General features: G+C 61.0%; 11 protein-coding genes and 1 tRNA gene. 6 read left to right on the plus strand and 6 right to left on the minus strand.

Annotation, left to right across the window (positions count from 1 at the left end):
• Positions 1 to 5 precede the first annotated feature (5 nt).
• Positions 6 to 350 (plus strand): cytochrome C oxidase subunit IV family protein, encoded by a 345-nt coding sequence (locus ASD02_RS11525; protein WP_025428200.1) that lies wholly within the window; start codon positions 6 to 8, stop codon positions 348 to 350.
• Positions 351 to 368: 18 nt separating this feature from the next.
• Here ASD02_RS11525 and ASD02_RS11530 read toward each other — a convergent pair whose 3' ends face one another.
• Genes ASD02_RS11530 through ASD02_RS11545 form a run of 4 tightly spaced genes read right to left on the minus strand, consistent with a single transcriptional unit; the run spans position 369 to position 3,995 of the window.
• Positions 369 to 1,133 (minus strand): hypothetical protein, encoded by a 765-nt coding sequence (locus ASD02_RS11530; protein ID WP_057220862.1) that lies wholly within the window; start codon positions 1,131 to 1,133, stop codon positions 369 to 371.
• Positions 1,134 to 1,153: 20 nt separating this feature from the next.
• On the minus strand, positions 1,154 to 1,597 hold the full coding sequence (locus ASD02_RS11535; protein WP_057220863.1) for a hypothetical protein: 444 nt from the start codon (positions 1,595 to 1,597) through the stop codon (positions 1,154 to 1,156).
• A gap of 6 nt (positions 1,598 to 1,603) precedes the next feature.
• Positions 1,604 to 2,536 (minus strand): DUF2950 domain-containing protein, encoded by a 933-nt coding sequence (locus ASD02_RS11540; RefSeq protein WP_225906282.1) that lies wholly within the window; start codon positions 2,534 to 2,536, stop codon positions 1,604 to 1,606.
• A 49-nt stretch (positions 2,537 to 2,585) separates the two neighbouring features.
• Positions 2,586 to 3,995 (minus strand): DUF3300 domain-containing protein, encoded by a 1,410-nt coding sequence (locus tag ASD02_RS11545; protein ID WP_025428203.1) that lies wholly within the window; start codon positions 3,993 to 3,995, stop codon positions 2,586 to 2,588.
• 378 nt (positions 3,996 to 4,373) lie between these two features.
• Between ASD02_RS11545 and ASD02_RS11550 the strand changes: the two genes are divergently transcribed.
• The 5 genes from ASD02_RS11550 (at position 4,374) to ASD02_RS11570 (ending at position 10,014) form a co-directional block, all read left to right on the plus strand.
• Entirely contained in the window at positions 4,374 to 5,456 is a 1,083-nt protein-coding gene (locus ASD02_RS11550) for a hypothetical protein (protein ID WP_025428204.1), read from the plus strand.
• A gap of 280 nt (positions 5,457 to 5,736) precedes the next feature.
• The gene (locus tag ASD02_RS11555) at positions 5,737 to 6,354 is read left to right on the plus strand and encodes a hypothetical protein (protein WP_025428205.1); all 618 of its coding nucleotides are present in this window, start codon (positions 5,737 to 5,739) and stop codon (positions 6,352 to 6,354) included.
• Positions 6,355 to 6,455: 101 nt separating this feature from the next.
• Entirely contained in the window at positions 6,456 to 8,171 is a 1,716-nt protein-coding gene (locus ASD02_RS11560) for a type I secretion system permease/ATPase (protein ID WP_025428206.1), read from the plus strand.
• A 15-nt stretch (positions 8,172 to 8,186) separates the two neighbouring features.
• Positions 8,187 to 9,629 (plus strand): HlyD family type I secretion periplasmic adaptor subunit, encoded by a 1,443-nt coding sequence (locus tag ASD02_RS11565; protein ID WP_025428207.1) that lies wholly within the window; start codon positions 8,187 to 8,189, stop codon positions 9,627 to 9,629.
• A gap of 7 nt (positions 9,630 to 9,636) precedes the next feature.
• The gene (locus tag ASD02_RS11570; protein ID WP_128090485.1) at positions 9,637 to 10,014 is read left to right on the plus strand and encodes a transposase; all 378 of its coding nucleotides are present in this window, start codon (positions 9,637 to 9,639) and stop codon (positions 10,012 to 10,014) included.
• Positions 10,015 to 10,023: 9 nt separating this feature from the next.
• Here ASD02_RS11570 and ASD02_RS11575 read toward each other — a convergent pair whose 3' ends face one another.
• On the minus strand, positions 10,024 to 10,758 hold the full coding sequence (locus ASD02_RS11575) for a response regulator transcription factor (RefSeq protein WP_025428209.1): 735 nt from the start codon (positions 10,756 to 10,758) through the stop codon (positions 10,024 to 10,026).
• A gap of 400 nt (positions 10,759 to 11,158) precedes the next feature.
• A tRNA-Met gene (locus ASD02_RS11580) sits at positions 11,159 to 11,235 on the minus strand.
• Positions 11,236 to 11,253: the final 18 nt, after the last annotated feature.

Here is an 11,253-nt window from a genome sequence, read left to right on the forward strand (position 1 = left end):
CAGCCATGACTGACGCACCGGCACATATCGCGGTCAAAGAGCACCAACAGCACCCGATCGGTCTCTATCTGCTGGTCTGGGGCCTACTTTTCGTGCTCAGCACCTTCTCTTACCTGGTCGATTACGTCGGCCTGCAGGGCTATCTCAGATGGTCGCTGATCCTCATCTTCATGATGCTCAAGGCGGGGCTCATCGTTGCCGTCTTCATGCATATGGCCTGGGAACGTCTGGCGTTGATCTACGCGATCCTGCTGCCGCCGCTTCTGGTACTGGTCTTCGTCGCGCTGATGGTATCGGAATCGCACTACGTGCTCTTCAGCCGCCTCACCTTCTTTGGTGCCGCGCCATGACCGGGAAGTTTGCACCGCTCAGAGCAACAGCAACTTCTTGAGGACGGAGAACACTTCCTTATAGGGAAGAATGGTGACGCCGGCAGCGGCGATCGGCAGGAGGGCAGCTGCCGCCACCGGCACGACTGCCGTGCGGCTCAACAGCATCGCCGACAGCTTGCGCGTCGTTTCAAACTGTTTCGTCGGGTCGGCGATGTCATCGGCCTGCTGCTGAACCTCGTCGGTGCTTGCCGCCACCACATTGGTGCCCAGTATCTTCCGCTCGTTTGAGCGGTGATAGCGGGTCGCCTGCGTCCCCAGCATCAACAGGCTGCGCTCCTTCAACTGTCCAAGCGGCTTCGAGAAAGCCGACAGCGGGTAGGCAAAGAGCGCCAGCACGATCACCAGCCAGCCGGTTGCGATCGTGCTGAAGGTGGTGGTTGTCAGGCTTTCCTGCAGCAGATGCTTGGCGATCGCAGCACCTATCGCGGCACTGATACCGAAGATGAAGAGAACATAGGCGTTGGGATAGCTCGCAAGAAAAGAGAGCCCGCCATTGCCGTCTGGATGCGTCGCGACAAGCCGAAGTTCCAGTCGAGCGATCCGGCGCAGAAGCTGCGCCCAGACGAGGTGTCGCCACAGCCCGCGCAGCAACAGGAACACGAACAGCGGCTGGCTGACGACGATCGTCCACCAGCCGGCCGCCGTGATCCGCCGCCCCTCCGCGGAGACGTCGACCGCCCAGGATGCGACACCCGACGTGCGCATGTTGAGGTAGGCAAAGATGGCGGCAAGAAGCGCCAAGCCAAGACAGACCGCCTCCGCTAGCCGCGGCGGGCAAGCGCAACCGTCACGACGTCGCCAAATGCCTGCACCGAGCCCGGCGCGACGATCGGCGCCTTCAGGAACTGCCCGAGCTTGATGTGCAATCCGCGCTCGACCTGCTGTTCGGCCAGCACAAACGCGCCGACGCCGATGGCAAACCGGCCCCAGACGCCCAGATCACCGAGATAGGAGCCTGGCGCGTCGACGGAAAGAAAGCTGCGCGGCAGCCCAAGCAGCAACGGCACCAACCAGGCAAGCGCTACGAACAACAGCGCGCGCCTTCCGGTCTTCAGCGCATGTTCGCGTAGTAACCCGAGCCGGCGTTGCAATTCGAAAAACGGCCCGCCATGCGCGGCGAGATACTCGCCCGGCGAAAGATCGCGGCGCGGCGATGTTGCCGTTCCCTGTTCGGCGCTCTTGCGAACCTTTTCTTCAATACTCAATGGCGCTCAATCCTCGGTGATGGTCCAGTTGTCGTTGGGATTGAACTGCTTGATATCGCGCGCCATCGCAGCGGTGTCCGCGCCGAGATCCGCCTGATAGACGATGCCGTTCCGGTTGACGACAAAGGTATGAACGCCGGTCTCACCGTATTTCACCGGCCAGGCCACCAGCCCAAACCCTGCGATCATGTTGCCGTTGATGACATAATCGTAGGAGCCGCCGGCGATGTTTCCGCCCTGCCGCGTCAGGATCTTGAAGCGGTAGCCATAATAGCCTTCGTCGGCCTTGGCCTTGTCCAATTGAGCCTGCGAAAGATCGCCTGCAGGGCTGTCACCATCCCCCTGCTCTGCCGGCCAGTAGAGGCCATCGGTCTTGCCTTCGCTCGAAATCAGCTTCTGGGCATATTCGAACACGCCATCGCCGTCGTGATCTTCTTGAGTATATTCTTCCTGCGCGTCCACATAGGCTCGCGCCGTGTTGATCGCCTCAAGCTCATTCTCACCAACGCGGCGATTGATGATCTCTTCGATCCCGGCATAGGTGTCGAACGCCCACTTGCCGTCTTCCCCCTTGACGATCGGGAAGGGCAAGGGCCAGAGCTGATCGCCGATCTCGACAATCTTGTTTTCGCCCGCGTCGGTCAGGATCACCTTTTTGGCGGCACCCGCCTTGATCTGTTCGTAGGTGTTCATCACACCTTCGCCTGTTTTCAGCTTTTCGGCATCAAGGCCCAGCAGCGCGGCAAGTTTGCCGAAATCGCTCGAACTCATTGCATCCTTGAAGGCTGAAGCCGCCTTGTCCGAATCGTCGAAGGTGGGAGGATCGGTCTGCGAGATATAGTCTGCAAGTTCGGCCGGCTGGCTCTCTGCCGCCAACGTCGCTCCGGCGTAGCCCGACAGGCCGAGCAGCAGCAGCCCGACACCCGAACGGAAAATCATGCTCTGACGATGATACCTGGTCATGACCATACCCTCCCGTTTCTCGCGCTCAACCACGACGTCCGCCACCACCGCGTCCACCGCCACCACCATGGCGAGCCCCACCGCCGCCGCCGTGTCCAACGGACCGATGCGGCACGCCCCCACTGCGGGCGCCGCCACCCATCGCCTGGCCGCCGCGCCGCGATTGCACTTGCGTCACCTTGCCCGGCCGCACTTCGCCCAGACCTGATGGCTTGCGCGGACGATTGTCGGCTTTTCCTGCCGGACGCGGCTTGCTCGCCGGTCGGTTGGCCTTGCCGCCGGAACCGCCGCCGGGTTTCGAGATGTTCCCGGGCCGCTGCGCCGCCGCGGATCCAGCGTTCGGCCTTGCATTAGCCGGCCGGTTCTTCGCACCATCGATCTTGTTGCTGCGAACATCCTTCAGATCCTTGAAGGAGCCCGTGTCTACCTTCTGGCGCAGGTTGGCACTCGCATCGCTTCTGGTGATCTTGGCCTTGTCGCGGATGTTGTTATTGCCGTTGGCTTCGATGCTGTTCTTCATGTTCGAACGGTCGAACTTGGCGAACTGGTCCTTGTCGATATTGATCTTGCTGCGGTCGACATTCTTCCAGTCGATGTCGTTGAACTTGACCTTGCCGTTGATATCGACGTTGTTGAAGCACTTGTTGCAGTCGACGTCGATGTCGCCATTGTAGCGCCCACCCCAAACACCCCAGTCGTCCCAATCGACCATCGCACCGAACACCGCGCCGGTGACCACACCGGCAAAGAACGTCGCCGTTGGATAGTAGTAGTTCGGATAGGGCTCGGGATAGTAGGACAACGGTTGGGGCGCATAGTTTGGCGCGTAGAGCATCTCCGGCTCGTATTGCGGCACATAGATCTTTTCCGGATTGGCCGCCTGAATGATGACGTTGTCGTTCTCCTGAACGACCTTCATCTTGTCGTCGGTCTTGAGCACGCCTGAAGCGACCGCCTTGTCGCGCAGCTGCTGAATGGCGATCAGCACATCCTTTTGCTGGTAGGCCATTGCATCGGAAAGGGACTGCGTCCAATCGATATCCTCGCTCATCATCTTGACGATATCGGGATAGTTCAGAAGTGAAATGACGCTGCCATCCCACGTGTCCTTGGGCTTCAGGTCCTTGTTCTTCTTGAGGTTATCAAGATAACGCTCAGCTTCGACGATCTGCAGCGGAAAGAGCGAAGCCGACGCGATGAGCGCGACCAGTTCGTCTGGATAAAGCGCGATGCGGGCGACAAGGATTTCGAGCTCTTCTTCGCTGAGCGGCTCCGGCGTGTCCGCGTCGGCCTGCTGGGCAGCCGAAGGATCGGTGGCCGCCTGCTCCTGCGCAAAGGCGCTAAAGTTGTAAGTGTAGGGCTCCGGTATCAACAAACACGCAGTCGCCAGGAAGCAGATCGATCGATGCAAACGGATGACACTCTTCACTGCCATTTCCCCTCCCCGTTCGGACGCACTGTTGCGTCACCTGTCTTGCCTGCTGGTGCGTGGGTTTCTATCTGCCTGTCTGCTGGTCTCATATGTTGGCAGCGCATCGGCCGCCGCAAGTGTTGGTTGACACTATTGCATACGCTCTCTCTTTTTCAATGCACAAATGATGACCACACGACGGTACACACCATAGGTTGTGCCAAGTTGGCGCAACGAGCCTGCCGCCCTACGCCCAAACGGCCGGGTCCTGCCCAATTGGATGTAGACGAATTGCAGGCTCTTCTTTTCCAGCATCTGGCTTCAGAATAGCGGTTTAATGCGGACCCATGTCCTGCGCGATATCGCAGGGCCTGGGCTGAACCGTGGATTGGAGAAACGGCAATGACGGAAAATCGTCCCTTGTCGGAAGCGGCGCCGAATGCGAACACCAATCAGAACACGGTCGCGACCGCTGCCGGCGGGCATCTCGCGTTGGTCCCCACCTGGCTTCCCCTCGATCTCGTTCCGGATCCGGACCACAATTCGGCCGGTGCCGGGGGTAATGGAACCAGCATCGGTACCCTCGACAGCAATACGCTCGCCGTTTTCATGCCCTCCAACGCTGCTATCACCGGCCCGCATTCGGCCGCGGATGCGCAGCAGGGCAATGACGCCCTGATCAACCAGCACGCCACCGAAATGGCCGGCATGGGAGGCGACGGCGGCAGCGGCAATCTTGCGGGCAGCGGCGGCGGCAATGCCGGCGGCGGTGGCCACGGCACCTTCATCGGCAGCCTGGTCAGCACGGATGTGGGGGTATTTGCCCCGGTGAATACCGCCGTTGCGGCAGGGCCGGGATCGACGGCGACGGCCAATCAGGCCAACAACGCGGCAATGCTGCAAGGCGCCACCCAGATCGGCGGCATCGGCGGATCGGGCGGCGACCACAACATTGCCGGCGGCGGCACATCCGCCAACCATGGGACATCCATCACCTTCACCGGCGACAACTTCGCCGGACACGGCGGTGACGGCACCTTCATCGGCAGCATGATCGATGTGAACGTGGCGGTGTTTTCGCCGATCAACATCGCCATCGGTGCGGCCGGCGGAGCCGCCTCGGCTCACCAGACCAACAACGCCATCTTCGATCAGGGCGGCGTGCAGATCGCCGGTATCGGCGGTGCCGGCGGTGGCTTCAACCTGTCGTCCGACACGATCTTCACCGGCGACCAGATGGCTGGCGGTGGTGGGTCCGGTTACTCGAACGGCAGCATGGTCGATGTCAGCATTGGTTATTTCCACCCGATCAACATTGCGGTACCGGCCGGTGGCACGGCCGATGCCCAGCAGCTTGATCACGTGCTCTTCGACCAGCACGCGCTACAGATGGCTGGCGTCGGTGGTCTTGGCGGTGAGGGCAATCTGTCGGATGCCCATTCGGCGCTCGTGGACGATATCCTCAGCCTTGTCGATGGAATCTGAAGTCGGACAGCTCGCACAGTCCGTTTCGAACCTGACCCGGCACGAATGTCAAAACGCACCCGCAGTCGGGTGCGTTTGTCTGTCGCCGATACCACGCACTCCCGCATGGCAAGCCAGCGCCCCATACCCCGCCCAAAGGGACGTCACCGAATATCCAGCTAGTTCGCACGCTCGATAGCGCTCACCATTCAATCGCGGTTACCCCGTCTGCCAAACGGTATCGCTGGCACCGAACCGCTTAAGAGAACACGGGGGTCACGATACTTAGAGGAGCAACGCTATGCCTATTCCGCAAGCATCTGACACGATCAACCTCACCGACTCCAATGCTGGCGATGCAAGCGCCGGCAACGGCGGCGACGGCTTCAACTATGGTGATATTCACTACAATCCGGTCGCCTATGTCGCCAATTCACAAACGGTAGAAGGTGCCTACACCAAGCTCTACAACGGCGATCATGTCTGGCAGGACGCCGGATGGGGAACCGGTGACGGCGGCGACGGTGGACTTGCCCAGGCACGGGACGGCCTGTTGGCCGTGCTGACCAACAACGGCTCGGGCGGCGCCGGCGGCGACGCCTATTCCAATGGCGATCAAGGCAACACCAGCGGTGGCAATGTTGCAGCGGTTGCTGCAGACACAACGGCAACGCAGAACACCCAGTTCCTGGCCGACCAGCATGCAACCATTCTCGCCGGCGTCGGCGGCAATGGCGGCAATGGCAACCTTGCACAGGGCGGCGATATCTCCTCGGCCTTGGTTCACACCAATCCGTTCACGGAAACCAACACGTCAACGGACATAGACACCACGACCGAAACCACATCGGTCTCGAACGCGCTCGACCATTTCATCAACGCATTCGGATCGATCGACCTCAACGACATCGGTTCGTGAATTTTTCATGAGGATCGCCGGTTTCGGCCGACGATCCTCATCCTTGCATGCGTCTTGCCAAGCCCTTGCCTTGTCAGAATCGATTGCACCGAGATCTGATAATGACAGCCAATTCGACACCCACGCCGCGCGAACCAACGCATCTGGTCATGGCCCTCAGGGCCTGCGCCAGCGCCTTTGGCCTGGTCTTCCTCTATAGCTGCGGCTACAATCTCTTTCTGCTCACCCCCTCCATCTATCTGCTGCAGATCTACGATCGCGTGCTGTCGAGCCGCAGCGCCGATACGCTGGTGATGCTGACGCTGATCGTTGCGGTCGCCGTGGTGGTCGGATCGCTCCTGGATATCGTTCGCCGCGCCGCCCTGTCGCGCATCGGCAGTTGGCTTGATCACCGGTTGCGCCCGGTGGTTCTCACGGCCTCCTTCGAATATGGCGCCCGTACCAGCACCGCAGTTGCGACCGATTGCTACAAGGACCTGTCGACGCTCAGGCAGTTTCTGGATTCGCCGGCAAGTTCGCTGCTCTTCGACGTTCCCTGGGCGCCCGTGTTCCTGCTGCTGCTGTTTCTCGTCCATCCGCTGCTCGGCGTGATCGGCGTGCTGAGCGCCGTCTCGCTGCTGCTCCTGGCCGTCCTCACCGAACTGGCGACCCGACGTCCGCTCACCCACGCCAACCGCGCCCTTGCGCGCAGCTACGTGCGCTTTGCGACCGCGCTCAAATACATCCAGGTTATCCGTGCGATGGGCATGCAGGACGGCGCCGCGCAGATCGTCTACCGCGACGCCGAAGCGGCCAGGAAGGCACAGGATGCCGCGATGCAGCGCACCGAGATCATTCTTGGCCTGTCAAAATCCGTGCGTACGCTCACGCAGATCCTGATGATGGGTGCTGCCACCTGGCTGGTGCTCGAGGAAAACAGCAGTCCGGGCATCATCTTCGTTGCCAGCCTGCTGCTCGGCCGCGGCCTTGCCCCGGTCGAAGGGGCGATCGGTGCCTGGCGCTCCTTTGCTTTTGCCCGCAGCGCCTTCGAACGGCTCAATCAGATGCTGATTGCGGTCGCCGCTGACAGCGACGCGCGCATGGTTCCCGTGCCGGAACCGAGCGGCCTTATCCTCGACAGTGTCGGCTACACCCTGCCCTATGCCGATCGCCAGATATTGCGGGGCGTAACCCTGCGCCTGGCGCCGGGCGACTGCGTCGCCCTGATCGGACCATCGGGATCGGGAAAGTCGACGCTCGGCCGGATCATGGCAGGCGTCGAGCCGGCCACGAGCGGATGTGCACTTCTCGGCGGCGTCGATATCTCCGCCCTGCGGCTTTGCGCGGGCACGCGCCATGTCGGTTACCTGCCGCAGGACATCGAGCTCTTCGGCGGCGCCGTCAAGGATGTCATTGGCCGGCTGGACGGATCCAACCCCGGCAAGGCGATCGAGGCGGCCAAGCTCGTCGGCTTGCATGAAACGATCATGCGACTGCCCAAGGGCTACGACACCGATATCGGCGAAGGCGGCGGCCTGCTCCTGCGGGCGCAGCGCCAGCAGCTTGGTTTGGCACGCGCCGCCTACGGCAATCCGTCGCTGGTGGTGCTCGATGATCCCAATTCGAGCCTCGACTACGACGGCGAGCGCAAGCTGTTCACCGCCATATCGCGGATGAGGTCGCGCGGCATGATCGTCGTCGTCATCACCCATCGCATGGGAATTCTGCCTGTCACCAACAAGATCGCCATCCTGCGCAACGGCACGGTCGACGCCTTCGGCGACAGCGAACAGATTTTTGAGACTCATCTTCAACCGCCGGCGCGGACCGGAACATAGGAGGGGGATCGCACAATGCTCCCCGCACAGATCGACCGGCCTCCATCACGATCCGCTGTTGCAAGCAGCGCGGCCAATCATCTGGCAAAGGCGCAAGGTCAAATCGGCAAATTGCTTACCTATGCGCCGACCGACGGCCTCGTGCCGATCGAACTCGCCGCCGCCTCGCCGATGTCGCGGCTTCGCTCCGTCGCCAGGACCGGCAATCTGCTCATCGGCTTTTTCGTCGTCGGCCTCGGCACCTGGTCGGCATTGGCACCGCTTACCAGCGCGGCAGTCGCCTCGGGGGTCGTCGAACCGGAATCCAGCCGCAAAACCATCCAACATCTCGAAGGCGGCATCATCAGGCAGATCCGCATCAAGAACGGAGATACCGTTACCTCCGGCCAGATCCTGATCGACCTGGACGACACCAAATTCCGCTCGGAGCGGGACAGCCTGAAGGGGCAGCTCTGGGATGCGGAGGCAAGGCATGCGCGTTTGCTTGCCGAGCAGGACGATGCCGACAGCATAACCTACCCGCCCGAAATGCTGGCCGCCATGGTCGACAATCCCGCGATCAACGCGATCGTCACCGGTCAGCAGCGGATTTTCGAAACCCGCCGCCAGGTCATGCGCGCCGAAATTGCGATCACTGAAGAAAAGATGAAACAGGTGCAGCAGGAGGTCGCCGGTCTCACCGCACAGAAGGCGGCTCTGAGCGAACGTGTCGAAATCTCCAGACAGGAGTTGGAGAGCGTCACGACGTTGACCAAGAAGGGGCTGGAAAAGAAGAGCCGTGTCCTCAATCTGCAACGGGAAAAGGCCGATATCAGCGGGCGGGTCGGCGAAAGCGCCGCCCAGATCTCCCGTGCCTATCAAGTGATCAGCGAAGCCCAGGCCTATCTCGTCAAGCTTCGAAGCGATCGCCTGAACGAGGTGGCGCAAACCATGCGCGAAACGGAAACGCAGATCCTGCAACTGAGCGAAAGGCTGCGTGCGATCGACGACCAGCTTGCGCGAACTGCGATCAGGGCGCCTGAGGACGGCGTGATCATGGACTTGCGGGTCCATACAACCGGCGGCGTTATCGGCGCCGGTGAACCGCTTGTCGATCTCGTTCCACGCAAAGGCCGCCTGATCGTCACCGCCCGCGTCCGGCCAGAGGACATCAATCTCGTGCATCCCGGCCTCACGGCGCAGGTGCATCTGCTCCCCTACAACCAGCGTCGGGTCCCGCTGCTGAAAGGTCAGGTCGAATATGTCTCGGCGGACCGTCTGGTCGACAAGCAGACCGGCCAATCCTACTACGCCGCGACGATCCATGTCGTTGATGAACGATTGGCCACGATGAGCGAGGTCGAGTTGGTCGCGGGCATGCCGGCCCAAACCCTGATCGAAACGGGTACGAACAGCGTGGCGCTCTATGCATTGAGACCACTGCTTGACAGTTTCAACAGAGCATTTCGTGAGGACTGACACAGCCTTGGCCGGTGGCTCCGTGCACGGTGCAAATGAAGGTGCGGCTCCGTTGTTGCCGACGCACCCCACTCTTGGCTCGCGGGCACCCCTGATCCGGCCGAAGGATACGATAATGGGCAAACGAAAATTCGACGACGACGAAATCATGGGTATTCTGAGGGAACATCGGACCGGCGCGACGGTAGCGGAAGTTTGCCACCGCCATGGCATCAGCGAGCCGACCTTCTACCGCTGGCAATCCTCACAGCTTCGAACCGTCGGCTTCGACGTTGGGCGCATACGCGCGCTGGAGCTGGAAAACCAGAAGCTGAAAAAACTGCTGGCCGAAGCCATGTTGACGGCCGCGACACTGAGCGAGATGCTAGCGAAAGCCTCGAAATAACGATAGCGACTATGGTATCGCCAATCCGTTGCGCGGCGATGCCCTGCCGCCCAGTCGGGCAACGACCTCCGTGCGGTTCTGAACCTGCAGCTTCCGCATGATGTGCTGGAGGTGCATCTTCACGGTATGCCCCGAGAGGTTCAGCTTGCCGGCGATAACCTTGTTGGACGAGCCGCATTGCAACTCAGCCAGAACATCGGTTTCCCGCGGCGTGAAGTCGGCATGAAGGAGATCGTCGCGGCGCGGCCGCCTGGCGGGGTCAGCCTCTTCAGGCCTCAAATGCAGCGCTGTCCCATCGCCAAAGGTCCCCAGCGGATGCGGACAGAACACACCGCCCGCCAGCACCAACCTGAGGCCCGCAAGAGCGATTTCGATTGGCAGCGACGTTGTGAAGAAGCCGCGGATGCCCATCTGCAGCGCCTGCGTTGCCATCGAGATATCGTCCGTATCCGACAGCAAGGCGATCGGCGCATCGGAGAAACGCTCGGAGATGGCCGCAAGATCGGAACGCAGACTGCTGCTTCCGACGTCCCTCCCCGCCAGATCCAGCGTAATCAGACGGATGTCCATACCGAGTGCCCTGTCCAGGCTCGCGGTCGAGATCATGTCGATGAAGGTCCACCCCGCCAGTTCGCGCTCCAGCAGCGTGACAATGGCAGTGCGGGCGAGAGTATGCGGTTCGACGACGATACCGGTGGGTGCATTGCGCCCTTTGCGGCGCAGCGTTCCTGAACTGATGGACACGAGCCGACCCCCAGGATGTTTGCAACCTCTAAGGTCAGCATACTATGCCCGAACATGCATCATGTCATGAGAAAATGGGGATTAATCCGATCGGACCAGTCCCGGCAAACCGTTGACAACATACGGTTTTTTTAAGCGCACTCACTGGCGTTGGGCGCTGTAACATATCTTGAGTAGTAAAATACACCCAGTTCGTTGCGACGATGATCGAAAGCCTATCATCGCAGCGGTCACAATTTTGCAACCGAGTTCGGCGAGATACCGCTCTCGTTTTGTCAAAATGGACGCTGAACCGGTTGCCGTTCCGGCGATACCTTCCGCCTGATCATCGCTTTGGAGTTGGTCCCAGAACGCCAAAAAGCCCGCGGACCTTTCGGTCTCGCGGGCTTTTTGTTTGATTTGGTTGCGGGGGCAGGATTTGAACCTGCGGCCTTCAGGTTATGAGCCTGACGAGCTACCGGGCTGCTCCACCCCGCGCCATCTCGGTAAACCGCT

The organism is Ensifer sp. Root1252, from assembly GCF_001425885.1.
Lineage (GTDB): Bacteria > Pseudomonadota > Alphaproteobacteria > Rhizobiales > Rhizobiaceae > Ensifer > Ensifer canadensis.

What these genes read in the sequence shown, in the direction of transcription:
- ASD02_RS11550 (WP_025428204.1), top strand. Translation starts at nt 4,374, where the DNA reads ATGACGGAAAATCGTCCCTTGTCGGAAGCGGCGCCGAATGCGAACACC.
- ASD02_RS11565 (WP_025428207.1), top strand. Translation starts at nt 8,187, where the DNA reads ATGCTCCCCGCACAGATCGACCGGCCTCCATCACGATCCGCTGTTGCA.
- ASD02_RS11555 (WP_025428205.1), top strand. Translation starts at nt 5,737, where the DNA reads ATGCCTATTCCGCAAGCATCTGACACGATCAACCTCACCGACTCCAAT.
- ASD02_RS11560 (WP_025428206.1), top strand. Translation starts at nt 6,456, where the DNA reads ATGACAGCCAATTCGACACCCACGCCGCGCGAACCAACGCATCTGGTC.
- ASD02_RS11525 (WP_025428200.1), top strand. Translation starts at nt 6, where the DNA reads ATGACTGACGCACCGGCACATATCGCGGTCAAAGAGCACCAACAGCAC.
- ASD02_RS11540 (WP_225906282.1), bottom strand. Translation starts at nt 2,536, where the DNA reads ATGATTTTCCGTTCGGGTGTCGGGCTGCTGCTGCTCGGCCTGTCGGGC.
- ASD02_RS11545 (WP_025428203.1), bottom strand. Translation starts at nt 3,995, where the DNA reads ATGGCAGTGAAGAGTGTCATCCGTTTGCATCGATCGATCTGCTTCCTG.